Annotated in this window: 16 protein-coding genes and 1 pseudogene; 5 read left to right on the plus strand and 12 right to left on the minus strand. The window is 56.7% G+C overall.

Going from position 1 to position 26,617, the window contains the following annotated elements; genetic code table 11:
• Nucleotides 1-8 precede the first annotated feature (8 nt).
• The 3 genes and pseudogenes from AB1S56_RS21190 to AB1S56_RS21200 form a co-directional block, all read right to left on the minus strand.
• Nucleotides 9-2,189 carry a HAMP domain-containing sensor histidine kinase gene (locus AB1S56_RS21190; protein WP_340870475.1) on the minus strand — a complete coding sequence of 727 codons (2,181 nt, stop codon included), beginning with the start codon at nt 2,187-2,189 and terminating at the stop codon, nt 9-11.
• Nucleotides 2,167-2,859 (minus strand): response regulator transcription factor, encoded by a 693-nt coding sequence (locus AB1S56_RS21195; RefSeq protein WP_340870516.1) that lies wholly within the window; start codon nt 2,857-2,859, stop codon nt 2,167-2,169. Before AB1S56_RS21195 ends, AB1S56_RS21190 begins: the two co-directional genes overlap by 23 nt.
• Nucleotides 2,860-3,492: 633 nt before the next feature.
• Nucleotides 3,493-4,749, minus strand: a pseudogene (locus AB1S56_RS21200) (DEAD/DEAH box helicase); the annotation flags it as partial.
• A 249-nt stretch (nt 4,750-4,998) separates the two neighbouring features.
• On the opposite strand from AB1S56_RS21200, the gene AB1S56_RS21205 reads away from it, so the two are divergent.
• Complete coding sequence (locus tag AB1S56_RS21205; protein WP_340870474.1) at nt 4,999-6,045, plus strand: glycosyl hydrolase 53 family protein; 1,047 nt, start codon at nt 4,999-5,001, stop codon at nt 6,043-6,045.
• A gap of 35 nt (nt 6,046-6,080) precedes the next feature.
• On the opposite strand, the gene AB1S56_RS21210 is transcribed toward AB1S56_RS21205, so the two are convergent.
• Nucleotides 6,081-6,944 (minus strand): AraC family transcriptional regulator, encoded by an 864-nt coding sequence (locus tag AB1S56_RS21210; RefSeq protein WP_340870473.1) that lies wholly within the window; start codon nt 6,942-6,944, stop codon nt 6,081-6,083.
• A 144-nt stretch (nt 6,945-7,088) separates the two neighbouring features.
• Here AB1S56_RS21210 and AB1S56_RS21215 point away from each other — a divergent pair, with 144 nt between their 5' ends.
• A complete protein-coding gene (locus AB1S56_RS21215) occupies nt 7,089-8,741 on the plus strand; it encodes an acyltransferase (RefSeq protein ID WP_340870472.1) in 1,653 nt (550 codons plus the stop codon).
• A 370-nt stretch (nt 8,742-9,111) separates the two neighbouring features.
• Here the strand turns inward: AB1S56_RS21215 and AB1S56_RS21220 are convergent, their stop codons facing one another.
• Nucleotides 9,112-9,654, minus strand: a complete 543-nt coding sequence (locus AB1S56_RS21220; RefSeq protein WP_340870471.1) for a PadR family transcriptional regulator — start codon at nt 9,652-9,654, stop codon at nt 9,112-9,114.
• Between the two features lie 113 nt (nt 9,655-9,767).
• On the opposite strand from AB1S56_RS21220, the gene AB1S56_RS21225 reads away from it, so the two are divergent.
• Nucleotides 9,768-10,889: a serine hydrolase domain-containing protein gene (locus AB1S56_RS21225; protein ID WP_340870470.1), complete on the plus strand. Its 1,122-nt coding sequence runs from the start codon at nt 9,768-9,770 to the stop codon at nt 10,887-10,889.
• 59 nt (nt 10,890-10,948) lie between these two features.
• Here the strand turns inward: AB1S56_RS21225 and AB1S56_RS21230 are convergent, their stop codons facing one another.
• From AB1S56_RS21230 to AB1S56_RS21250, 5 genes are all read right to left on the minus strand, one after another.
• Nucleotides 10,949-11,476 (minus strand): GNAT family N-acetyltransferase, encoded by a 528-nt coding sequence (locus AB1S56_RS21230; protein WP_340870469.1) that lies wholly within the window; start codon nt 11,474-11,476, stop codon nt 10,949-10,951.
• Nucleotides 11,477-11,758: 282 nt separating this feature from the next.
• Nucleotides 11,759-13,492: a glycoside hydrolase family 66 protein gene (locus AB1S56_RS21235; RefSeq protein WP_340870468.1), complete on the minus strand. Its 1,734-nt coding sequence runs from the start codon at nt 13,490-13,492 to the stop codon at nt 11,759-11,761.
• A gap of 7 nt (nt 13,493-13,499) precedes the next feature.
• The gene (locus AB1S56_RS21240; RefSeq protein WP_340870467.1) at nt 13,500-14,336 is read right to left on the minus strand and encodes a carbohydrate ABC transporter permease; all 837 of its coding nucleotides are present in this window, start codon (nt 14,334-14,336) and stop codon (nt 13,500-13,502) included.
• A gap of 13 nt (nt 14,337-14,349) precedes the next feature.
• Complete coding sequence (locus tag AB1S56_RS21245; RefSeq protein ID WP_340870465.1) at nt 14,350-15,234, minus strand: sugar ABC transporter permease; 885 nt, start codon at nt 15,232-15,234, stop codon at nt 14,350-14,352.
• A gap of 30 nt (nt 15,235-15,264) precedes the next feature.
• Nucleotides 15,265-16,629 (minus strand): extracellular solute-binding protein, encoded by a 1,365-nt coding sequence (locus AB1S56_RS21250; RefSeq protein WP_340870464.1) that lies wholly within the window; start codon nt 16,627-16,629, stop codon nt 15,265-15,267.
• Nucleotides 16,630-16,808: 179 nt separating this feature from the next.
• Between AB1S56_RS21250 and AB1S56_RS21255 the strand changes: the two genes are divergently transcribed.
• Both AB1S56_RS21255 and AB1S56_RS21260 read left to right on the plus strand, forming a co-directional pair.
• Nucleotides 16,809-18,632, plus strand: coding sequence for a sensor histidine kinase (locus tag AB1S56_RS21255; protein ID WP_340870463.1), 1,824 nt, complete (start codon nt 16,809-16,811; stop codon nt 18,630-18,632).
• Nucleotides 18,610-20,487 (plus strand): response regulator, encoded by a 1,878-nt coding sequence (locus AB1S56_RS21260; RefSeq protein ID WP_340870462.1) that lies wholly within the window; start codon nt 18,610-18,612, stop codon nt 20,485-20,487. Before AB1S56_RS21255 ends, AB1S56_RS21260 begins: the two co-directional genes overlap by 23 nt.
• 1,228 nt (nt 20,488-21,715) lie before the next feature.
• Here the strand turns inward: AB1S56_RS21260 and AB1S56_RS21265 are convergent.
• Both AB1S56_RS21265 and AB1S56_RS21270 read right to left on the minus strand, forming a co-directional pair.
• Nucleotides 21,716-22,513, minus strand: a complete 798-nt coding sequence (locus AB1S56_RS21265) for a nuclease-related domain-containing protein (protein WP_340870461.1) — start codon at nt 22,511-22,513, stop codon at nt 21,716-21,718.
• A gap of 187 nt (nt 22,514-22,700) precedes the next feature.
• A complete protein-coding gene (locus AB1S56_RS21270) occupies nt 22,701-26,546 on the minus strand; it encodes a TIM-barrel domain-containing protein (RefSeq protein WP_340870460.1) in 3,846 nt (1,281 codons plus the stop codon).
• Between the last annotated feature and the right edge of the window lie 71 nt (nt 26,547-26,617).

The following is a 26,617-nucleotide window of genomic DNA, read 5'->3' on the forward strand; positions in this document are numbered from 1 at the left end:
AAACACCATTACCGACGTTCCAAGCTTAGCTCAATCGTAACCTTAAACAAATCCCCGTCCACCTCGATATCCAACCGTCCCTCATGCAAGTCTACTATTGATTTGGCAATAGCGAGACCCAGACCGGAGCCCTCCGTATGACGCGACGCGTCGCCACGCTTGAATCTCTCGAACAATTCGTCCACATGCTCGCTTTGCTCATATTTGGACACGTTCTTGAACACAATGACCGCCTTGTCGGATTGCGTCGTAACCGACAGATATACCCTGGAATGCTCCAGCGAATATTTGAGACAATTCCCGATCAGATTATCGAAAACACGCCACAATTTCTGCCCGTCAACCATGGCGTATAGGGGGGCATCCGGCGTTGTCACACGGAATTGCAGGGTGGACGACTTCATCGCCTCATTAGATTCCGCTAGCGCTTGCTGCAGAAGCTGAACCAGATCAATCTTTTCCTTGGTGAGCTGGACGTGTCCGCTGGCCATCTTTGAGGCTTCAAAAAGATCGTCGATCAGCACCTTTAGTCGCTGCGATTTGCGGTCTATAATTTCGACAAAGGCTTTGCGGTCCTCCTCGCTCATCTCCTCTTGCTTCAATAGCGCTGTATACGAGATGATCGAGGTTAGCGGAGTCCTGAGATCATGGCTGACGTTTGTAATCAGCTCCGTTTTCAGTCGCTCGTTCTTGGCCTGCACCTGCTGCGAGGCTTCCACGCCGCGCTTCAGAACGTTGATATTCTCGGCAAGCTTCGCCAGCACGGACTTCCCCTTCACCGGCAGGTCCTGTCCGAAGTGTCCTGCAATCACCTCTGAGCTATGGTACACAATGGTATTGAAATAGCCGATTCGCTTGATCATCAACCAAAGTATAGGCAATCCAATGACGAGCACCACCGGTATATATACGACAATCATCTCAGGCTCAATAGCAACAGCACTCAGACCAGCTCCTAACCCGAACACAATGAGCAGAAGGATAAGCTGCTGAACAGCGACGGACCTCATCAGAAACGCTTCCTGCAGTCCCCGGCCGCCCCGGTATAAGAGAGTCTGGCTCCATGCTTCACGGTTGAACGCCCCCTTCAGCATCTTGCACTGCATCAGAAACAGCATAACAGCGATCACGTTCATAACCAGACCGTTGCCCCACCCCATAACCAATCGATAGGCATCATGGTAATAAAAGGCTTCGTGGGCCATAAAGGCCAGCAGCAATATAGCAGCACCCGTGCCGATTAACAGCATGAGCCTGACGTCCAGCGGTATTCGAGTATACGCAGGTTGGTATCTCTCCAATATCGCCAGCTGTGAAATGGGATGCTTCCTATATAGATACAGCATACCGCCAATGGCAGCTGCACTTATTGCACCAATGATAAGCAGGGCCATTTGTTTTCGTTGAAAGTTATTGTAATTCACCAACACATCGCTTGAATCTGGAGCCGACTTCGTGACGCCGACCTGACCTTCAAACTCCCTTGCGTCTGTGCCAAAAAAACCGTATTCATACTCCAAGTAGTGAGGCGGCGCCTCGGCAGCTAGAGGCTGAAACTCCTGAATATATAACATATCCTCCCGTTTCATAGCACCGTCTGATCCTTCTTCAGCCGCGATATTGGCAAATAGCTCACCTGTCTCGATATCCTTCAAACGATATTTGAACGTCTCCTTCAATTGCAGAAATTGGGAGCGGTACAAGCCTTGCTGCCGGTAATACTGTTCGATTTGGCGCTCCTTCTCTTCAGCAACTCTCTCGCCGGCATATTCATCGCTCTCGAATAGCTGTGTAGCTTCTTCAATTAACCGATTCCGTTCCGACGTATACAGGTCTGCAGCTTCTTTATTTTCCATGGCTATCGCTTCTAAGATTCGTTGGTCATATTCGTTATTAATTTCCGAGATTTGCTGCAGCAAGTCACCCTGCTGGTTGCGATAATTATCTATTTCCTCAGGAGTGACCGTGATCGACCTCTGGGCTTCCTCTATGGGCATCGCATTCAATTCGTAGGCGTTCAGAAGACTGATGAATCGGCCCAGTTCATTTTGAAAATCATGGGTTGCAAAATAGTCCTTTTTCGAATAGGTATCCCCCAATGTCACAATGGTAAGAATGCCATTCATACCAAATGCCAGCAGCAGAGCCCATACGGCTAGCAGTAATCTACTTTTCCATCTTGTATCCAATCCCCCATACCACCTTCAAAAACTTTGGATTTTTTGGATCGATTTCGATTTTTTCGCGGATTTTTCGAATATGTACAGCTACTGTGTTTTCCGCGTTGAAGCCCGGCTCCTTCCATACCTTCTCGTAAATATCATTAATGGAGAAGACGCGGCCCGCATGCATCATAAGCAGCTCTACAATCTTGTATTCTGTGGGAGTCAGTCTCACGGTCTCGCCGTGAACGGCAACCTCCTTGGCCGCTTGGTCCAACGTTAATCCGTTCAAGTTGACCAGCTTGTGCATGCCCTCGTAATGCCCCAAAGTGACGTACCTCCGAAGCTGCGATTTGACTCGCGCGATGAGCTCCAGCGGATTAAATGGTTTTGTCACATAGTCATCCGCCCCTGCTTGCAGCCCCCATACCTTATCCGTATCCTCGCTTTTGGCGCTCAGCATAATAATCGGAATGTTCTTTTTCTCTCTAATCTTGAAGGTCGTTGTAATGCCATCCTGCCGCGGCATCATAATATCCAGGATAATCAGGTGAATGTCCTGCTCGTTCAGCACCTCAATTGCTTCGATGCCATCCTTCGCCTTCACGACCGTAATGCCCTCATTCCGCAAATAAATCTCAATCGCATCCCTAATTTCCAGCTCATCATCGACGACCAGAACGCGGTAGCTGTTCAACATGTTTTCGCCTCCCTTCTGCCATTGTTCTACAAGACCTTCAGCAATTCAATTGTAAAATGCAGTTCCTCTCCAAAAGGTAAGGATAAATCTTAAGATTGGTTTAAAATTGTACGGCGCTATCTTAAGGTTTGATGTATACGGCAAAAAAGCCCGGGATAGGAATCCCGAGCCTTCATTTCCGTTCGATTATCGTTTTTTCGGTTTAAAATTCGCCCATGGAGCCGACATGACCGAGATGACCTTGCCGGACTCCTGGTGGATCTCCTGACGGGAAGACATTAGAGGCTGCGGCCTGCGCGATCGTGGCGCGCTGCCGCCTTGAGCCGGCTGCTTCTGCGCAGGCTCCTGCCTCCGCTGCTTCGACGGCTGCTGACCGCCTTGCTGGCCTTCTGCGTTCCGCTGCTTCGGCTGTTGGCCGCCTGCCCTCTCGCCAGCGCCCTGCTGCTGCCTGCCGTCCTGACGGTCGGCCGACGCCTTCGGCCTGCCGCCATGGTCTGCGTCGCTCGCGCCGACATTTGCCGGCTTCGGACGGCGCTCCGCCTTCTGCTGCGGCTGTCCAGTGTTCAGCGCCTGCGCTGCCTGAGCGGGCTGACCGGCTTGTCCGTCCAGCGCGGTCCCTTCCCCTTGACCAGCCTGTCCCTTCTTGCGGCGCTTGCGCTTCTTCTTCTGCCCGGCGCCCGCTTGCTCCTCTGAAGGCTGGCCGGAAGCGGAAGCCTCCGCTTGCTTCGCAGCGGCTGTCGGCGGCGTTGCCTCTGTCATGGGATAGGCATGCTCCTCCACGACAGGAACCTTCTTCTTAATCAGCTTCTCGATATCCTTGAGATAAGGAATTTCCTCGCCCTCGCAGAAGGAAATCGCTACGCCGCTATGACCCGCCCGACCCGTTCGGCCGATCCGGTGAACGTATGTCTCCGGAATGTTAGGCAGGTTAAAGTTAATGACATGAGACAGCTCCTCCACGTCGATGCCGCGAGCTGCAATATCCGTTGCTACCAGCACGCGCGTAGTGCCGTTCTTGAAGTTGTTCAGTGCGTTCTGACGGGAATTCTGCGACTTGTCGCCATGAATGGCTTGCGCTGTCACGCCTATTTTGTTCAACCCGCGAGCAACGCGGTCAGCGCCGTGCTTCGTACGCGTGAACACAAGCGCGGAAGCAATGCTGGCATCCTGCAGCAAGTCGCCCAGCAGCTTCTGCTTGTTCGGCTTATCGACAAAATAAACCGATTGACTAATCCGCTCCACCGTAGAGGATACCGGCGTGATCTCCACCTTCACGGGATCAACCAGCAGGCTGTCAGCCAGCTGCGCAATCTCTGGCGGCATGGTAGCCGAGAAGAAAAGCGTTTGGCGCTGGGCCGGTATTTTGAGAATAATCTTCTTCACATCGTTAATAAAGCCCATGTCGAGCATGCGGTCCGCCTCGTCCAGCACGAGCACCTCAATAGAACCCAGGTTGATGACCTTCTGATTCATCAGATCCATCAGACGCCCCGGCGTCGCGATAAGAATATCGGTTCCTTGGGCAAGCGCCCGCTCCTGGCCGCTCTGCGACACACCGCCAACAATGGCGACGCAGCGCAAATCAACGTACCGGCTGTACGCGTGAATGTTGTCTGAAATTTGCAGCGCAAGCTCCCGAGTCGGTGTCAGGATCAAGGCGCGGATCAGCCGCTGCTTGCCCCCCTGGCCCTGCTCGCTAAGTCTTTGAATAATGGGCAGCGAGAACGCGGCAGTCTTGCCCGTCCCTGTCTGCGCGCAGCCAAGCAGATCCCTTCCCTCTAGCACGGGCGGGATCGCTTCCTCCTGAATGGGAGTTGGCGCTTCATATTGCTCTTGGGCGAGCGCCTTAAGAATGTCTGGTTTTAGCTTTAAGTCTTCAAAGTTCATTATCACAATTCTCCTATAGTAACCATGCGAATGGTAAATATCATTATATAGCCTCTAAGGATACCACAAATGGATGCAAAAGAGTAGGCATTCTTATTCGGCCCCCTACTTCCCCTCTGCGATGAAGCTGCAAAAACATCCGCTTTGTTGCCATAATATCCTATTACCATAAACGATTAAGCGCTTACAATCAAGTGGAGGGCAGCAACCCGCAGCCCTACAACCGAACCGTATGGAGGCATGATCGTAATGTGGAAAAAAACGTTTGGCCTGCTGCTCAGCCTGGCGCTATGCTTGACCTTGGTCTCGTCGCCTGTGGCTGGGCCACAGCAGACAGCAGCCGCAGCTCCTTCCTTCGCCAAGGGAGCCGATATTAGCTGGGTGCCCGGCATGGAGGCGCAAGGCTACAAGTGGAAGGATAAGAACGGCGTGCAGCGTGATATTCTTGATATTTTGAAAACCGATTATGGGATCAACTCCGTCCGCATCCGCGTTTGGGTCAACCCGTCGAACGACTACGGGAACGGCTACATGACCGTCGACCGAGCAGCTACGCTTGCGAAACGCGCCAAGGACAAGGGCTTCAGCGTTATGCTGACGCTTCACTACAGCGATTCCTGGGCAGACCCCGGCAAGCAGACGAAGCCGGCCGCATGGGCGGGCTATACGTTCCAGCAGCTGATGGATGCCGTCTACAACTGGACCCGCTATGTGATGACGTCCATGCAGGCGAAGGGCGTTACACCGGACTGGGTGCAGATCGGGAATGAGACGAATGACGGCATGCTGTGGAACGACGGCAGAGCCTCCACCAATATGAAGAACTACGCATGGCTTGTCAACAGCGGCCATAACGCGGTGAAATCGGTCAGCAGCTCGACAAAGACCATCGTTCATATCGCGAACGGGTATGACAATGCGCTCTTTGTATGGAATATTGGCGGATTGATCAGCAACGGCGCGAACTTCGACATTATCGGCATGTCGCTGTATCCCACCGCCTCCGACTGGTCAACGAAGGTGAATCAGACGATCTCCAACGCCAACAATCTCATCTCCAGATACAACAAACCGATCATAATTACCGAGATTGGCATGGACTACAATCAGCCCGCCGCAGCCAAAAGCTTCATCGCCGACATCAAGACGAAGATCCGCAATCTGTCCGGCGGCAAGGGCCAAGGCGTGTTCTACTGGGAGCCGCAGGCTACTCCGAGCTACAACGGCGGCTACAGCAAAGGCGCATGGCAGGCAGACATGAAGCCGACGATCGCGATGGAGGGCTTTTTGAACTAACATATTCTTCTCTCTAAAAATGCGGCAGACCGGGATCAAAGCGATTCTGGGCTGCCGCCTTCTCCATTCCGGAACGCTCTAGGCGGCATGCCGTTCAGCTTCTTAAAGCTTTTGCTAAAATGAAATTCATCACCATACCCGCAGCTGTCCGCAATCTCCTTCATGGAGCGGTCGGTGTACAGGAGCATGCGTCTGGCGTGTTCGTTGCGAAGCGCCGCCACATAGCTCTTGGGGCTTCGCCCCTCATAACGACCGAACAAGGCGCGCAAATACGACTCCGATATGCCGAAGCGAACGGCCCACTCGCGCAGCGGGACGGGCTGGGCGTAGCTGCGGGTGAGCTCACTCCTTATTCGCTTGAACAGCCGCTCACTCTCGCTCTCCTCCTTGGGGCTGACGCTCCCGGTTCGATGCAAGCGGTCCAGCAGCTCGAACAGCCTTGCCTTCACGGCCAGCTCGCTCTCCGCTTGACCGGGAACCCACTGCTCCAGCATGTCTGCGAACAAGCCTTGATAGAATGAGGCAGCATCTCCCTCTGTATGAGTGACGAACGGCAGCGGCAGCGCACCAGCGCCTCTAAGGGTCAATACGCCGCTCTCCTCCTGCATCGGTTGCGGCTGATACGCCGACACCAGCACCATAGCAATTCGAAGCGGATGCTCATGATCTGTTCTCATATGCAACTGGAGGCCGGGGTGCAGGTAGAACAGCATGCCTGCTCGTGCTTGCCACTCCTCCCCCTCCCCCGTCACAAATCGGCCTCGGCCCTCCTGAACCCAATAAAAGGTATGGCAATTTCTATTCTGGCGAATATCGCTCCAGCCCGGCTCCGTTCTCTTGTCCATCATCCAGAGCAGCTGAAGATGCAGGCCAAACGGCAGGCTTTTTCTAGGCTCCACGATCCTCACCCCGAGCTTCACTTCGTTTGCGTTCATCATAATGAAGCGAAGCGTTTTTGACAAGTATTGTTTTGTTTTATCCATGTAGAATGGAGCATGAAGCTGATACACTGTTGGTGAATTGTACATGAGGAGGATGGCCAGATGAAGCATCGGGAGATTGATTTTATGCCGTGGATGACGAAGTCCGAGGAGGTGCAGAAGGAGCAGAAGGAGCTTCAGGCTGCGCTGGTTGAACGCTTTGGGTGCAGCTTCGGGGAGGAATGTTTTGTATCGCCGGAAGCGATGCTGTACCCGGTTTCCATGAACATTGGTGACCGGAGCTATATCGCGGGCGGAGCGATCGTGCGCAATACGGAGCTTGTGGCTGGAGCGGACTGCTCCATTAACACGGGAGCCGTCATTACCGGCAAGGTGAAGCTTGGCGATGCCGTACGTATAGCCACCTATGCCAGCCTTTATGGCTTCAACCACGGCTATGCGTCGGTTGACGTGCCGATACATCGCCAGCCCCATACCTCAGTCGGCATTGAGATCGGCGACGATGTCTGGATCGGAGCTCATGCGGTTATTGTCGACGGCGTCCACGTCGGCTCCCATTCCATTGTAGCCGCAGGCGCTATTGTCACGCGGGACGTGCCGCCCTACAGCGTCATAGCCGGCAATCCGGCGAAGGTTATCCGAAGCCGGCTGGCAGGAATGCCGGAAGCACAGGGGCATGCTGGCGGCGGATTGGAAAGCCGGCTTCAGCAATTCGGCCAACAAGTGCGCGGCGAGCTGGAGCCCCTTCTGCGATTTTATTCCGAGACATCGGAAGCTGGCGAGCCGTTGTTCCGGGACCGTCCCGGCTTCTCGCGGACGGTTCGCGCTTATTGCGATGCCGTTGAAATCGCAGCGCTGTTCGGCGAGTTGCCTCCCGGCTGGAGCCGTGAAGCGCTGGTGGCGAAGCTTCAAAGCTATCAGTCCGCTGAGACGGGACTGCTGCCCGACCCGTGGCATTTGCCAGACCCAGACAAGGACGACCCTTGGCTGCTTACGGATTATTTTTCCCGTTATCATCTGCTCGCTGTTGGTTATGCGCTGGAGACGCTGGGCGCGAGGCTCCTCCATCCCGTTCATGCTGTGGAGAGGCTGACAACGGGAGCCTTGTACCGCAAGCTGGACGGCTTGCCCTGGCACATTAACGCCTGGAGCTGCGGCGATTGGATTGATGGCTACGCGACGGGACTGTATCTGAACGCCAAGCATTTCGGCAGCGCCAAGCGGCCTGACGATCTAATGGGCTGGCTGCAGACCCATGTGAATCGCTTCACCGGCGTGTGGGGCCAGCCCACGGAGAAGGAGGACTGGCTGCAGCCGGTCAATGGCTTCTACCGCCTGACTCGCGCAACCTATGCTCAATTCGGCCTGCCGCTGCCGTATCCCGAGCGAACTATCGATACCGTGCTTGCTCATAGCCGGAACAACAAATTTTTCCGCGAGGACCGGCTGAACGCCTGCAATGTGCTAGACGTAGCCCATCCCCTCTGGCTCTGCATGAAGCAGACGGAGTACCGGCGGGAGGAAGTCGTAGACTGGGCCACGCGCACACTGCACCTCGCGCTGGGATGCTGGGTGGAGGGGCGAGGCTTCAGCTTCCGTATCCAGGAGCGCGGCAGCGAGGGCCTGCAGGGCACAGAGATGTGGCTCAGCATTATCTACCTGCTGGCGGACATCTGCGGCATGAGCGCCTCTCTGGGCTACCGCCCGCAAGGCGTCCACCGGCCGGACCCCGCCTGGTCGTGGCGAGGCGTGTAGCCTGCGCAAATCGGGTGGGCTTGGCTGACGCTGTGGCGGGGATGTGGTGACGGCGGCGGTGTCGCTGCGGCAGCGAGGCACGGTGACGGCGGCAGCAGGGTGCGGTGAGGGCGGGAGCGAGGAACGGTGACGGTGGCAGCAGGGCACGGTGACGGTGGCAGCGAGGCACTGGCGCTGGAGTGGACGCTTGTTGGGGAATTAGACGTGCCAGGAACGTCTATTCCTTGCTGGGAGGGGTGTTTGGAGCATTTAGACGTGCCAGAAACAACTAAATGTGCCGGGGCGGGTGTTAGAGAGCAAATAGACGTGCCACAAACGTCTATTCCATGCTGGGATGGGCGTTTGGAGCAAATAGACGTGCCACAAACGTCTATTGCTCCCCTTCTTCCAATTGACTCCATTCTCGGGCGAACCAGTCCCGGGCAAACCGGTGCGCGCCGATGCCGTAGTCCAGCGTCTTCAGCTGATATCGGAACAGAACGCTATGCTCCTTCGGTACCGTCACGCCCTGCAGCTCTTGATTCAGTGCCTCCAGCTCCGCCAACGCTTCATCCAATTTGTCCTTAACCTCCTGAAGTATAGCGCGTTTCTCAACGGTGCTCTCTATCAGCCCAAGAAAAAAAAGCTTAGACAACGCCGTAACCTCCAGCTTGCTGGCAGGCGTCTCACTACACATCCAATTCAAGAAAGCCTCGCGTCCGGCCGGCAGCACAGCATACACCTTCTTGTGTCTCCCGTTCTCGACCTCCTCCGCAAACTCAACCCACCCCTTCTCAAGCAGCTTCTTGAGCGCAGCCTGCAGGCTGCCATAGCTGGCGCTGTAGAACAAGGAAATCCCTCTCTTAAAGCTTTGATTCAGCTCATATACCGTCTGGCTCCTGATTTGGAGTAAACCCAAAATTACAAATTCCATGCTCGCGTTCTCTCCTCGTCTCTTGCAGAATACATTAAATCATATTACGATTAGAAATATATCTTATCGTAATACAAATACCTTACAATATCCACCGCAAGGAGAGATTGGGTATGTCCAATACGCTTATGAACACGAATAACCGGACGGATTTATACCGTCGGCTGGATGCCGTATTTTCGAAGCAGGCACGAAGCAAGCGTGGAGGCGTGGCACGCGGTCAGGCGGCCGATCTTCAAGGCCGCGTGTATTCTGCTAAGCTTGGAATCGACTACCGTTATTCGGCAGACGGGATGGCTAAGCCGTACCACATCGCCAGTATCGGCAAGCTGTTCACCACCGTCCTCATCGGCCAATTGATTGACAGCGGCAGACTGCGGCTGGAGGACCGGATCGCAGACTTCCTTCCTGCCGCTACGCTGAACGGTTTATTCGTCTACAAGGGACACAATTATGAAAGCGAGGTAACGGTTGAGCACCTGCTCGGCCATACGTCGGGTGCGGCGGACTATTTTGGCGATAAGGTGTTGACGGGTGTTCCCCTCAAAAGGCTGATTACCGAGCAGCAAGACCGTATATGGACGCCGCAGGAGCTCCTCGCGATATCGAGGGAACAGCAGCAAGCCGTCGCTCCCCCAGGAACCAAATTTCATTACTCCGATACAGGCTACGTGCTTCTTGGCCTGCTGCTTGAAAGTGTGACCCGCGAAACCTTCGAACACCGCATACACGCTAAGCTGATTGAGCCTCTCCAACTCAATGACACCTATATGCCCTTTCGCACGAAGCCGGCGAACGTGCCTGCCTCCGACATTGCTCCCATCTGGTTTGGCGGACACGAGATCAGCGGCTGCGCCAGCCTCAGCTGCGACTGGTCCGGCGGAGGATTAGTATCTACCACGGATGATCTGTTGGCTTTCAGTCGAGCATTAAGAGAAGGCAAGCTGCTGCAGCCTTCTACTTTACATGCGATGGATACCATTCGCCATCGTTTCCATCCAGGCCTTCATTATGGACTCGGCACCATGGAGGTGCGATTTGAGCAATTCTTTTTTTTACTAAGAGGACTTCCGCGCTATAGGGGACATATCGGCGTGTTGTCAACGCACCTATTCTGGGACCATGAGACAGATACGCATATTGCGTTGAATTTTGGTTCGGAGGGTGCCATGACACAGAGCTTCAAAGCTCTTATCGAACTGGCGCGCATCTTGAAGAGGTTTAATAGTAGGTGAATGCTATGCTGGTGCGGCTTGGCGCGATAGAAGGACACGAGGGAGAAAGGGATTTTCGTTTAACATTCGATCCAGAAGCGCTTCACATGGTGGCCATTCGACGTCGTCAGCTCGTTCTCCAGCACGCCGCCAGCCCTGCGGATCGTCCGCTCCGAGGCGACGTTGTCGCTGTCGCAGACAAGCAGCGCGCGGTCGATGCCAAGAGACTTAGCCGCTCGCAGCGCTTCCGCAAGCTGTATGGAAGCGTAGCCCTTGCCTCGTGCCGCTGGACGAATACCGTAGCCAATATGTCCGCCGCCTTCCAGCAGCCTGTCGTTCAACCGATGGCGAATATTCACCGCGCCTACAATTTCCCCCGTCTCCTCATGGAGCAGCCAGTAGGTGGAATGCGGCACCCAGCCATCCTGTGGCAGCTTCTCCTCGCTGTCGGTCGCATACAGGAACGCAACATACTCTTCCATATCGAATGGTTCCCGCTCAACAACCCATGGGACAATATCCTCCCCCGAACGCCTCCAATCCTCGTAAAACGCCACATAAGCTTCCCTGAAGTCAACCGACGGCCGCACCAGCTTCAATGTTCCCATTCCGCTCCCACCCTCCATCGCGATAATAGCCACCATTATACGTTGGTGATCTCGTGTATGGCAAGCATTTCCATTGTCGCTCCCAACAGAGCGCAGCGGCCGATTCGCGGCAGACGCCTCCATGCCGATGCCATTGCCATTATCCTCTACTTCAAGCGCGAGCGAGCCAGTCCCTTCCATATAAGTTCAGGTATTTGAATTTCTCCTCAGAGGATTTCTCTATACAACAAACACCCCTGCGGGACCGAAGCCTCGATCAGGGGTGCTGCAATCGGTTAGCTGTTATCTAATCTCTGCCACTTCCTCCGTCTTCACCCGCACCAGCACAACATCCCAGAACTGCAGCGGCGGCAGCGCGATGACGGCCGTGTAGCCGCGAGGGGTCGTCTCCAGCCGGAATGCCAGAGGGAGAGCCTGCCCGCCGTGCGCGTCCGGACTTGCCAGCAGGACGGACTCCACCTCGCCGTCAACCGCTACTCTTACGATTCGGCCTTCTACGGGCGAAGGCGTTTCCTTGGCTTCATTCCATCGATCGTCGGAGGCGGACACCAGGTTGATGAAATGCACCAGCTTCAGCTCCGGCTTCTCCCGAATGACCGTCCACACCTTGCCGGCTTCGCCATAGGTGCTGAACGGAAACCCTTCGAACGTGTACTCCATATTATCCCCATCCGCATGAGTCATGGACACGTCGCGCATGCCCTCGGCGTACAGCACATGCCCATACCTGACGCCGAAGTCGCAATAGTCCCTCACTACGCGCATGAAGCCGGGCCGCAGCCTGGAGTAATCCACGTAGTAGCCCTGCGTCAGCACGCCGCCGTTCTCCCCGTGCAGCAGATGGTGTGCGCCATGCGCGGACACGACCGCGTTCAACAGACGATAGCCGTTCTCCGCGCCGCCCTCTCCCAAAGCGTCCAGCTCCCGGAAAGGCTTCAAATACGCCGCGAGAATGACGTTTTTGCCCCCGCTTAGATGCTGCGCCCAGCCGATAATCTCCCGCAGATGATGATATCGCTCATAAGGCTTCCACACCTCCACGTAGATCGCATCCTGGCTCGCCCGAGCAACCGTATCAACAGGCCAATTGCCAACATTGTTGAAAATAAGGCAGACATCGTCCTTCAGCTCCGACAGAGCCTCGCGAGTGGACTCGATCAGCGCAGGGAACTGCTCCTCCAGTCGCTCCAGTCGCGGCACGCCCTCCAGCCTGGACCAGGCCGTCTTGGGGAAGCCGTAGGTGTCCATATGAATGCCGTCGAAGCCCAGCTGCTCCACCGCCTTGCCGTACTCCGCGACAATATGGCCATGCCACGGGCTGGCAGGTGATATATTCATGATGTTAAATATTCCGATAAAATCGTATGGCTCCCCCGCTCCCGTATACAGCCGCCAGTCGGGGTGCTGCTCCGCAAAAGCTTTGCTGGCCGCATATACCGCGCCATAAGCAACCGCCTTCATGCCATGGGCATGGCATAACGCGATCTTCTCCTCCACGACCTTCCGGCTGACGGACCGCCCCATGAGGTCCATGTAGACTTCCTCCGCGCTGACCAGGTCATCGTGCCGGTACATCCAGTCGTAGAACTGCACAAGGTTCAAATGCAGCTTCGTCATCCAGAGCACATCCGAGGCGTCGCCGGCCTGCTCTGCTCCGAAGTCGCTCAGGAAGCCGTAGCGCGTCGCGCGCCGCCAGTCGTCCGCGACATCGAACGCCGTGGACAGACGGGAGACCACTTCCCCATCCATCAGCAGCTCCGCATCGGCGCCCAAGCCTACAAAAGCGGCCTCGAACGAGCCCAGCTTCAGCTCCACCCGCACCTCGTCCTGCGCCGGAGCCTCTACCGCCAGCTCACAATGCCGCACGATGCGGTCCAGCTCGCGAATGAAGACACGAATATGAAGCGTCGCCGCCTGTACGGCTCCATTCGCGAGCTCGACCGCGAGCGCGACCTCCTCCCCGCTGGCGAACTGCGCCTTGAGGGGATACAAATCTTTTATACCAATTGCTGTCACTTCGATATCATCCTTTCAGCGCGCCCGCCGTAATGCCCTTGATGAAATACCGCTGGAACGCCAGAAACGCCAGCACCGCCGGGGCGAGGCCGATCAAGGCCGCTGCCGCCATCATGTTCCACTTGGCGCCGTACGTCTGGAAGAACATCGACACCGCCAGCGGCACGGTGCGCATCTCCTGACTCTGGAGGAAAAAAACCGCCTGCCCGTAATTGTTCCAAATCCCGAGACCGGTCAGAATAACAACAGCCGAGGTCACCGGGCGGAGGAAATGGAACGTCACCCGCCAAAATGCGGTGAAATACGTGCAGCCGTCTATCACGGCCGACTCCTCTACCTCCTTCGGCAGCGAGCGGATAAAGCTTGCGTACAGGAACACCGACAAGGGCAGCGCGTTCGCGGCGGTCAGCAGAATCATCGCCCAATGGGTATTGATGCCGCCAATCGTCTTCATTAGCGAATAGAGCGGCACGGTAATAATAATGGCGGGAATCATGAGGCACGCGAGCAGCGTGTTAAAGATAGCCGCGTTCCCCTTACTGCGGAACCTCGCGATGGAATAGCCCGCCGAGCTTGCGACAACAACGATCAGCGCCACCGCTCCGATTGTAATAATCAGGGAATTAATCATCGAGCGGCCAAGCTTGGAGCCCTCCCACGCATCGGAGAAATTGCCGAAGTGAAAGTCCGGCACAAGCAGCACGCCCCCGAAGACGTTCGCCGACGGCGCGTTCATCGACAAGTACAGCAGCACGTAGAAGGGAATGAGGGACAGAAGCACCATCATCCCCGCAATGCTATATTTGGCCGCAGCCGATAATGAAAATCCCGTTTTTTGTGTCATGGCGGTTACCCTCTCAAAGCTCGTATTCGGACTTCTTCGTCATTCGCAGGAACAGCGCGACCGGAATCAGAATGATGACGAACAGGATGAGCGCTACGGCGGTGGAATAGCCCGTAAAGCTGCCGTACAGCATTCTCATAATGTAGATGCTCAGCGATTCCGTCGCATAGCCCGGCCCGCCGTCCGTCAGCGCCACGATAATCTCGAACACGGACAAGGAGCCGATGATGTTCGTGACGACGTTGATCTTAATAGACGGGTACAGCAGCGGCAGCGTCACGTAACGGAATGCCGACCATCTGCCCGCTCCGTCGATCCGGGCGGCTTCATACAGCTCCGCCGGAATGCCCTGCAAGCCTGCCAGGTAGACGATCATCGTCATGCCGACATATTGCCATACGTTGACCAGGACCAGCACAACCAGCGCGGAGGAGCTTTCACCAAGCCAATTGACGTCGAGGTAGCCGAGGCCGATCGTGTCAAGGACATGGGATAGATAACCCCGCTCCGGCTGCAAAATGAAATACCAGATGTAGCCCATAATAAGCGGGCTGATGACGGCCGGCAGGTAGACCGCCGCTCGGACGAAGCCCCTGCCCGCCATGCTCCGGTCGAGGAACAGCGCGTACAGCAAGCCGAACAGATTCAGCAGCGGAGCGCTGCCGAGCGCGAAGTAGACGGTAATCAGCACGTCGTTCCGCGCCCGGTCGTCCCCGAAGAAATCGATGAAGTTCTGCAGGCCCACAAAGCTTGGCTGGGTGATGCCGTTGGAATCCGTCAGACTGATCCCGACCCCTTGTGCGAGCGGATACAGGAAGAACAAGCCGAACAGCACAATCGCCGGGACTGCCATAAAATGATGCAGCTTGCCGCTTATTTTGTACAGCATTACGCGCATGGTTTCTCTCTCCTGCCTGCCGTCCGTCAGCTATTTATTGGTCGCGCTCCACGCCTTATTCCAGGCTTCGTTGTACGCGGAGGCGAAGTCGACGGAGGATTTGTATTTGCCTGCCAGCAGCTCCTGCACCATTCGGCCAGCGTCGTCTCCCGAGAAGCCCGACGGCGTATCCGTGAAGGCGATGTTGACGCCTGCCTTCAGCGCTGCGGCAGCTTGATCCTTCAGCGGTCCCCAGTCCGCGCTGACATCCGTGAACGCCGGCGGCGACTTCAAGAATTCGCTGTACGCCTTCAGATTGTCCGGCTGGAACAGGAACTCCAGAAACTTCTTCGCTTCCTCCGGGTGCTTGGATTCCGACGTAATGGCGTACACGGAATCCTCGGCGGACAGCGTAACGGGCTGCGTGCCGTCGACGATAGCCGGGAATGGTGCAAAGCCGATATCGCCTGCCATATCCGGGTTCAGCGTCAGCAGATCGCCGAGCACCCACATGCCTTGGCTGAACAGCGCCGACTTGCCGGTAACGAACGCTTCCTTCTGATTGTCATACGTGGCCGTAATGGCATCCTTGTTAATGAGTCCCGCTTCCTTCAGCTCCAGCAGCCTGCCCGCGAACGCCTCGATGCCTCCGCCCTGCGCGTCGAACTGCAGTTTGTCTTGCTCATTGTTGATGAACGCCGCTCGCGCGTCCGCCACGCCGTGCTTCTGCTTGATGACCCCGTGCGCCATAAATTCGATCAGATGCCCCAGCGTCCAGGAGTCCTTGCCAGCCAGGAACATCGGTGTCATATCAGGCTTCTTCTCTTTGATCGTCTGCAGATTGCCTTTGAATTCCGCCCATGTATGAGCTTCCTTCAAGCCAAGCTCCTCGAACACCTTCTTGTTGTAAAAGATGCCCGCCATCGTAACATTCGTCGCGACCCTGTACTGCTTGCCGCTCTTAATGTCGGTATTCAGCTCCTTGATCGCCGGCAGTACGCGGGACCAGAACGGCTCATTGGACAGGTCCAGGTATTTCCCTTGATCCACATAATCCTGAGCGTAAACTGTTGTAATATCCGGGACATCGCCGGAGGCGAACTTGACCTTGATCATATTGCTGGCGTCCTTCTGGTACTCCTGCTCCACCTTGATGTTCGGATTCGCCGCCTCGAACTTCGCGATCAGCTCATTCATCAGATCCACTGTTTCTACCTTGCCTGTAAAAAACTTCAGCGTCACCTTCTCCTGAGGCTTCTCCGTCTCCACCGGCTTCGCCGAAGCGGCTGCCGACGGCTCCGCCGTTGCCCCTCCGTTGCTGCCTCCATTGCCGCCGTTGCCGCCCGAGCTGCACGCCGCCGCAAGCGCCAGAACAAGCATAGCGCATAACAAACTCATCCATTTTTTACGAATCACTGTGTTTCCTCCCCCGAGGATATATTGGTGCTGCACGTTTAGATTAAAGCTAATCGGCCCGGCTTGGAATACCTGAAAATCATGATCGGGGTACTGTTTTTTCAGATCGTCTTCCGCCTTGGGCGGCCGTCCATTACAATGTACAATGAAGGAAACGATAAAGCGAGGAGGCGGCTGGCATGCGGCTGCGGTTATTCCCAATGAAGAGCTACCGCGAGTGGAGCATTAAGACGAAGCTGCTCGCCATGACGGGCCTCCTGCTGCTGTGCTCCGTCTTCTTCGAATCCTATCTCTCCTATACGCGGTATACGCGCGACTTCCAGCGCCAATCCTCCGAGAAGGTGCAGCAAATTCTGGATCAGGTCGCGCTTAATATTGATACTTACCTCGACGACCTGTATCGCCTCACGCTGTACCCTTATCGCAACGAGCGTATTATGCAAGCGCTGGAGGAGCCGCCCGGCGGCACGGAGCTGGAGCAGCTTGAGAAGCGGCGCCTCATTGAATCCTTTCTGGAAGAGATCATGATCTATCCCAGAGGCGACATCGCCCGGGTATCCGTCGTCACGGACGAAATATACTCCAGCTCCCGGCTTCCCACCAAGCTGGTTCCCGACGAGAGGCTGGAGGAATACGACTGGTACCGGCAGGCTCTTGCTACGCAGGAATATATTTTTGTGCCGGACAGCGGCAGCGTCTCCGGTGGACGGGTCGGCAGCGTGCGGACCTTCTCCGTCGTCAAGCAGCTTCGCAGCATTAGCAATTCTCAGATTATTCTTGGTGTTATTAAGGCGGATGCCGATTACAGCGGCATTATTGACATTCTGGAGAAGGCGGAGATGGGGCAGGACGGCGGGCTGTATATTGTGGACGCCGCGGGCGAATTTGTGTATGCGTCTACAGAGCAGCATAAGGCCGCAGCTCTCGGCGCGCTTCAGGGTTTCACCCATAGCAAGGACGGTTATGTGCTGAACACGGCGGAGGTTCCTCGCATCGGGTGGACGGTCGTCGCCGTCAGCTCCGTCCTGGAGATGAACCGGGAGGCGATCGACACGCGCAACAAGGCGCTGCTCTTCTCCGTCGGCGGCGCCTTGATCGCCCTGCTGGCGCTGATCGCGCTGACCAGGCATTTCCTGAAGCCGCTGCTGCTTATTGTGAAGCTCATGAAGGAAGTGGAGCTGGGCCGGCTGGACGTGACGTTCCAGAGCAGCCGGCGCGATGAGATCGGCTATCTCGGCTCCGCCTTCAACCGGCTGGTAGGCCGCATCGGCGTAATGCTTCAGGAGAATACGGCGCTCGTGAAGGAGGTGTACGAGTCCAAGCTGCTGCAGCAGGAAGCGCAGATTAACGCGCTGTTCAACCAGATTCGGCCTCATTTTATATTTAATACGCTTAACTTAATCAGCCTGTCCATGCAATCGGGGAAGCAGGAGAAAGCGATAGAGCATATTAATGCGCTCAGCAGCATTCTCCGCGGCATGTCGCAGTGGGACAAGGAGATGCCGCTCCAGAAGGAGGTTGAGCTGCTTCACGCCTACCTAGGCATTCAGAGCAGCAGGTACGAAGGACGACTGTCTTATACCGTTCATATCGACCCGTCCCTCTACCCGCATCATGTGCCGGCTCTTCTGCTGCAGCCGCTGGTCGAGAATGCCGTCGTGCATGTGTGCGAGCGCCGCAAGGAGCCAACCGTCATCTCCATAACGTCGAAGCTTCTGCCCGGCAAGCTTCTATTGGAGGTGAGGGACAACGGTCCCGGCATGGACGAAGAGACGCTTGGCGCGCTCCGGAGAAGATTGGAGGCCATGGAGCAGCCAGCAGTCGCTGCCGGCACCCGGACGGGCATCGGTCTCGTGAACGTGAACAAGCGGATCAAAGCGAGATATGGCAGCGCTTACGGCCTGTCGGTCGAGAGCGGCATGGGCCTTGGAACGGTCTTCACTATTACAATTCCTTATGGCGGAACGGAGGAGCGCACACATGTACAGATTGCTGATCGTTGACGACGAGCCTATGACGAGAGAATACATGAAATTGCAGATCAACGGGCTTCATCGGGAATGGATCTGTGCGGGCGAAGCAGAGGATGGCCAGGAAGCGCTGGCGCTCATCGACCGGGGAGAAGCGTTCGATCTGATCATTACCGACATTAAGATGCCCGTCATGACCGGACTGGAGCTTGCACGGGAGCTGTCGGGCAGACGGAGTCGCCCCCGCGTCGTCATTCTGTCCGGCTATGACGAGTTTGCGCTGGCCAAGGAAGCGATGCATTACGGCGTGGACGAATATATGCTGAAGCCTCTGGTCAAGGATGAGATCATCGAGGTGCTGGGACGCATCGCGACCGAGCTGGCGGCGGAGAGAGCGGAGCAAGCCTCTTACCGCGCGCTGTCGGAGCAGTCGAGAGAGCAGATCGCTCGCAACTTCCTGCACGCTGCAGCCAGCGGCAACCATATGGAGTTCAAGGTGCTCTACCCTCTCCTGCACCGGCTCCGAATGAATCTGATTGAGGCCGAAGCGGCCATCATGCTGGTGGACCTGGATGAAGGGCAGCTGATCGACCGCGGCATCTCGCCGAGCGACCATGCGCTGTTCCGCTATATCGTCCATCAGACCGCATCCGAGCTGGCGGTGGCCGGTTCCGGCATCGTCCTCTTCGTCGATGCCGAGCAACGAACGGCCATGCTGGTGCCCGGAGACGACGAGGCGGATGTTCGTCGCCGGTGCGCCGCCATGTTCTTGGAGCTGTCCGGGGCTATAGCCGGCATGACGGGGCTCGGCCTGTGGGGCGCGGTCGGCTCCTCGGAGATGGAGGTGCAGCAGCTTGGGGCCTCCTACGTCTCGGCCAGCGACCTGATGCTGCAGCGTCTGTTCGGGCATGGAGATGGGGTTCAGGATCGGCATGGACGTGGAGATGGGCTGCTGGATGAGTGTCGAGATGGGCATGGGCGTGGAGATGGGCTGCTGGATGAATGTGGGGATAGGCATGGGCGTGTGGATGGGCTGCTTATGAAGACGCCAGGGGGTCCAGAGGGCGGCACCCCTGCCGATCCTGGCATGCTCGCCGAGGAGCTGCGCTCCTCCCTTGCGGCGATTAGCGCGCTGTACGCCGAAGCGCGGGACGCCGAGCTGGAGGCCGCGCTTCGCGCTCTCGTTCAGCAGACGCGTCCGAGCCGCCGAGCTGGGGCGCTTCGGCTTGGCGCTTTCCTGCTCCATGCGCTGTCGGCCGCACTGCCGAAGGAGCGGCGGCAGGCGGCGCTCCTGTCCGCCGTTCAGCTGCTTCGCGAGGGCGCCCCTGCGGGTGATAGCCCAGCCCATGACGGCAGGTCGGGCTTGGCGGGCGGATCAGCGGATGCGGGCGGTCAAGGGGAGGCGGATGGGCTAGCAAAGACGGCCCGGGCGGCCGAGAAGGACGCGCCTGGCATTACGGACGAAGCTGTCAAGGCACTCGCGGCCCTCTATTGCAGGGCGTTGCAGCAGCTGCGCGCCCAAGCCCGTCCCGAGCCTTCGCTTGGCGCCGGCAATGGCAGCGAGCATGAGACGATTACCAAGATGAAGGCCTACATTCAAGCCCATTACGCCGAGCCGCTCAGCCTAGCGCTGATTGCCGACAAGTTGGGCGTATCGCCAGGTTACTTAAGCAGCCTTTTTCACCAAAACACACAAGAATCTTATATCAAATTTCTGACGCGCATCCGCATGGAGCATGCAGCGCGTATGCTGCGAGCGAAGCCGCCGGAGAAGGTGTATGACGTCGCGGAGAAGGTCGGCTACCTCAGCGTCAAACATTTCTCCTACGTGTTCAAGCAGCATTTCGGCATCCCGCCGGGGGAATATCAGGAGCGGTCGGGCGTTTAGTAAGCTTCAAGCTCTATAGCGCTTGTAAGATGGGATTAGCTGCAATGGAGGTACGATAGCGATTCCACATGTCGTTATAGAGCCGCACCAGCCCTCCCGAACCCCAATAGCCACACGTCAGATCGTTATTGCGCTAATGAGCTGCGATTGAGGTGCGATAGCGATTCCACATGTCGTTATAGAGCCGCGCCAGCCCTACCGAACCCCAATAGCCACACGTCAGATCGTTATTGCGCTAATGAGCTTCGATTGAGGTGCGATAGCGATTCCACGTGTCGTTATAGAGCCGCACCAGCCCTCCTGCGCCCCTATAGCCACACGTCAGATCGTTATTGCACTATTGAACTGCAATGGAGGTGCGATAGCGATTCCACGTGTCGTTATAGAGCCGCACCAGCCCTCCCGAACCCCAATAGCCACACGTCAGATCGTTATTGCGCTAATGAGCTGCGATTGAGGTACGATAGCGATTCCACGGAGAGTGTCGATTTAATGTGGACATTGAATCTTCTTGCCTAATTTGCGCCCCTCAGATGGATTTTTAATAACAGTTGAATCTAATGACTAAAAGAAAATCGATCTGAGGGCAGTTGAGAAACAAGATGAAAAGCTGTCCACAATTAATAGACACTCTCCCACGTGTCGTTATCGAGCCGCACCAGCCCTACCGAACCCCAATAGCCACACGTCAGATCGTTATTGCGCTAATGAGCTTCGATTGAGGTGCGATAGCGATTCCACGTGTCGTTATAGAGCCGCACCAGCCCTCCTGCGCCCCTATAGCCACACGTCAGATCGTTATTGCACTATTGAACTGCAATGGAGGTGCGATAGCGATTCCACGTGTCGTTATCGAGCCGCACCAGCCCTCCCATCCCCCGATAGCCACACGTCAGATCGTTATTGCGCTAATGGGCTGCGATTGAGGTACGATAGCGATTCCACGTGTCGTTATAGAGCCGCACCAGCCCTCCCGAACCCCAATAGCCACACGCCAAATCGTTATTGCGCTAATGAGTTGCGATTGAGGTGCGATAGCGATTCCACGTGTCGTTATCGAGCCGCACCAGCCCTCCTGCGCCCCTATAGCCACACGTCAGATCGTTATTGCACTAATGAGTTGCGATTGAGGTGCGATAGCGATTCCACGTGTCGATGTGTACGGAACGGAAGTCAGAATGACAGTAAAACGAGCTGGCTCGTTCGAATCAGAAGACATAGCTTCAGCTCACTTCCTCCACAGCAAGCCCACAACCTGCTCTTGCGTCTGGAGCGTTACAGCTTGCGGCGACGTTTGATCGTCCAGATAGGATAGCAGGGCGCGTTCTCCCTGCAGCACGGCGATTCGTTCCATTGAGCTTGTCACCGTGACGGTGGCCGCGTCATGCGAGAAGTAGACGACGCCATGAATGGCGGGCAAGTCACTAACACCCTGGTCTTGAAGGTACGCCTCCAGCCGCGCAGCAGCATTCGCAGTTTCGCCAATGGGGTTACCCGCCGATTGGACATATGGCACGCCTCCCTTCCCCGACTTCCGCTGCGTCATCGTTCCGCCCACCGGATCGACCTCCAGCTCGCCGTTGACATGCTTAACGTCAATGCACCAAATCCCCTTCTCGCTAACCACCACAAAATCCGCGCGCACCATCTCGGAGCCGGACGGTATAGACACATCGGATATCACCTTCCAGCCAGCCGGCAATCTCCGCAAGGCATGAATGGTGTTCATCCGCCCTTCAATTCCTGCCACCGGACTATCGCTCGCGACATCATAGAAGCGCTCCTGCTGCTCCCTGGCCTGCAGCCACTGCCATACGCCCATGCCCAGACAGAGCAGACTTGCAACGCTTAATGCCACAAAGGACCAATGAATGAGCACAATGGCAACCACCGAAATCGGCAGACACATGCCCCCAACCGCAATCAGCAGCAGGGGAAGCTTGCTTAGACGCGTCTTCTCCCGCTCAGCCTCATTAAATTTCTGAATCAACGTGTTCTCTCGAACGAGAATATCCGCCATACCCATCTCTCTCTTTCCTCTACTAAAATAATCTCTTCTCACGATTATACCGTATATCGCACAACAAAAACCCGCAAGATGGCTGCTCCTGCCGAAGCGGCCTTCCTGCGGGTCAACGCTTGCTGCTTGTTGCTTACGTCAAACGTTTTTCTTGCTTTCAGCTTCCCGCTTACTTCAACCTGTTATGCTCTGCTTACTGCTTCGTCACCCTCACATCGTCAATATGGAGCACAGTGCCGCCCGGCGAATTGACGTAGAAGCCTACATCGATCTGGCCGGAGGTGACGTAGATGTTGCTGATCTTAATGACCTTCCATACGCCGTCGTTCGAGATGCTTTGCGTCAGCATCGGGCCGCCGTAGCCTGCGATTTCGGCCCTAGCAATCGTCGGATTCGCGTATTGCATGCGAACCCTCGCCTCAAAGTCGTAGGTCGCGTTGTTGACCGGAACGTCAATGACTTGGTGAATACTCTGCTGGTAGGCCCCTGCCGCATAGAAGTAAGCGCGTTTGTCCTCCGTCCATGCGGATGCAGGCGGATTCGAGCCAGAGCCTGCGTCTACGCCGTAAGCGAGCGCCTGCCCCGTCGGATGCCATTCCGTCCAGTTGCTGGCGAATGCCGATCCTCGCTCGAAGCCGGGGTTGTCGAGCAGATTGCGCTCCGACTCCGGCGTTCCTGGAGAGGTTGAAGCCACGAGCAGACGGTCCAGATTGACGTTGCCGCTGTCCGTCGCGTCGTACCGATACGCAATCGTATTGGAGCCCGCCGCAAGCGTAAGCGTCTGCGCCGCGTCCTGCCACTTGTCCCAGCTGCTGCCGGTGCTCGCGAGGCTGACCTGCGCGACGTCGACGCCGTTCACGTACGTGCTGAGCGTCTTCGCTGTGCCCGCTCCGTTGGAGTAGCGCAGCGCCACCTGATAGCTGCCCGCCGACGGCACGTCAACCTTAAATTTCACCTGCGCGCCAACCGTCGTCATACCATCGACGAACGCTTCGCCCGTATAGAACAAATGATTCCTGTTCACATTCGCGCCGCCTGTGCGTTCCGCGCTTTCCGCCTCGTATTTCGCCACCGCAGGATGGAATGGAACGGTGACATAATCCAGATTAACGTTGCCGGTATCCCCGGAATCGTTGTCGTATTTGTACGTAATCGCGTTGCGGCCCGCGGCCAGCGGCACCGTCTCCGACTTCGTCGACCATGTGCTCCAGTTCGCGAGGTTCGGCAGGCTGGTTCCCTTGATCCGCTTGCCGTTCACATAGATGCTGACCGTCTTGGCGGAGCCCGTCGCGTTCGCATAACGCAGGTCGAGCGCATAGTCGCCGCCCGTCTTGACGTCCGCATAGAAGGTGACCGCCGCCCCGGCGTTGTCGAAGCCATCGACGAAGCCCGCGCCGGAGTAGCCGGAATGATTGTTATTCGACTTGGCTTTGGTTGTTGTTGTATTGCCCGACAACGACGCCTTCTCCGCCTCCAGCTTCATGCCGGTCGCCGATGGGGAAGCCATGCCGGAGACTACGATGTTTTTGGCCGAGGCGCTTGCCGCCGCGACCTTCACGTACGTCACGTTGCCGTACACGTCCTTGCCCGTCGCCCAGCCTTCGCCGCTTGCCGCCTCCAGCGCGTTCAGATCGGCGTAAGATGTAAGCGCGGAGCCATTGCTCGTCACGCCCGTGCCGGCTTTGCCGTGAACGCGGACGATATAGCTCTGCACCTCAGGCGTATACGTGCCCGACTTCGCCGCGATCTGGAAGCTGATGCCGCTTCCGCCGTTATCCTGCGCCGTCATGACCTGTTTGAAATGCTCCCCGCTCTCATAATCATACGTGGAATTGTCGTCCTCGTAATACGTGAAGCTCGTCGCGGACGTATCCGCGAAGACGTCGACGCCAACCGTTGTCACTGCGCTCTGGCCGATGTAGTCCTGCGGCTTCTGTGTCGGAATAATCGCGCCCTTCTTGATGAACAGCGGAATGTCCGACCATGTCTCGGCGTTGACGTCGTATTGGATCGTCTGGCCGCCCGCATACGTGGTGCCCCGGAAGTAATCGATCCAGGTCCCTGCGGGTAAATAAATATCCTTCACCGTCTGCGATTCGTCCACCACCGGCGCGGCAAGCAGATAATCTCCGAACATCCAGGCCTGCGTATAGTTGCTGGCGACAGCATCATTCGGATAGTCGAACAGCAGCGGCCGGACAAGACCGAGGCCGGTCTCATAAGCCGTTCTTTCGTACGTGTACATGTATGGCACAAGAGAATAACGCAGCTGAATCGCACCCTTGGCCGCTTCCTCTGCCGTGTTGCCGTAATACCAAGGCTGGCGCTGATGGTTCAGGTTGCCATGAACCCGGAACACCGGGGTCAGCGCGGAGAACTGCAGCCATCTCGCGTACAGCTCCGGACTCGGATTGCTGTCCGAAGGGTTGAAGCCGCCGGCGTCCATGCCCCATTTGGGCTGCCCGTTATTGATCGACGACAACATAACCGTGCGCTGCTCCTGCATGCCGGAAGCCCAGCCGACCTTCTCGCCCATGTAGAACTGCGCCCCGATATCGCCTGACCAGAGGGTCGTCGCATACCGCTGCGCCCCGGGGTAGAACGTCCTTGCCGTCTGCCACACCCGCTGATTGTTGTTCGTGTACGCGCGCTGCCCTTCATACATCGCCTGCGACAGATGCGTTGTCGTGAAGTTGCCGAACCACCACTGTGCAGAACCCGACGACACCTTGTCCGTCTCGTCGTTCCACCAGCCTATGATGCCCTTGTCATAAGCGTCCTCTGAATGGTCCCAATACCAGGAGCGCATGCTGGCGTTGTAGGGATCAATGGATCTTACCAGCACGGGGATAAAATAATCCGAATACTCGCTATGCCCCGGGTACCAATACCCGCCCGCATTGGCGTCGTTGTATTGGGTCGTCCGGTTGCTGCCGGCGTCCATTGTCACAATTCTTGGCTTGGTAATGCCGATCATCTTAATGCCTTTGGCGTCCATATTGGACTTCAGCGTCCCGGAGCTTGCGTCCGGGAAGTTTGTGCCGTTCCAGGCGAATTCGCCGTAGTTGGTTTCGCCGTACTTTTTCCAGTCGTAGTCGAGTCCGTAAGCATCAAGAGGAATGTTCTTGGCCCGGTAGGTGTCGACCAAGCTGGTCATCTCCGTCTGGTTCGTGCCCCATTCGAAGTTCATGAAGCCAAGAGACCACTTGGGCAGCATCGGCGACTTGCCCGTAATTTCCGCGACGCCCGCCATAATGTCCTTCGGACCGCCGACGATCGCGTAATACTCTACGTCCGTCTTGCTGTATCTCCGGCCCTCGTCCGGCGTGCCTCCGTAGTAGAACTCCAGCTTGCCGGTGGCATCATCCGTATAGGGATATCCGCCATCGCTGTCAACCAGGATGCCATAGCCGGCCGTGGACCACATCAGCGGCGCGCCGGAATCCCCCTGATGGCCCGCGTGGGCGGGATGGTTGCTGTTGTTGCGCAGCAGGTCAGGCGCGCTTTCGTTGGCGTTGTAGCTGCGAATGCCATAGATATTGTGCCCGCTCGCATGCTGGAAGCGGACGCCGTCATAGAACACGCCTCCCCCTGAAGGCTCCCACAGCAGCGTTGTGCCGTCCGCCTTCTTGATCGTGACCCGCGTAGGGGTTTTGGCAATCTCCACCTTCATCTTGGACGTTGTAATCGTAATGGGATTACCGGACGTATTGATCGTCGCGCCCACCGCGCTCCACGTCTTGTTGGGATCAATCATCGGCGTGTCAGGGCTCGGCGAAACGTTGTTCGGCCGGTACGACACCTTCACGATATCGGGCTGCAGCACGTCGAAGATTAGAATGTCGTCGTTTGGCTCCGCGCCGTTATCAACGGTTAGCGTAAGCGAATCGCCGGACACCGAGAAAGCCGTCACGTTGCCGAGCGCCGCCACATAAGCCAGAGCGGGCGTCGTCAAGGTCAGCAGGAAGGTCGAGCAGAACAAGGCCAACGCGACGATTGCAGACAACCCCTTGCGCCATTGCAGCTTGCTTGTCGTCATCACATGATTCTCCACCCTTCATGGATTTGGCCGCCGGAGGAGCGGCGATGCCGGCTCTTGCCCCATCGTTC

The organism is Paenibacillus sp. PL2-23 (assembly GCF_040834005.1).
GTDB lineage: Bacteria > Bacillota > Bacilli > Paenibacillales > Paenibacillaceae > Pristimantibacillus.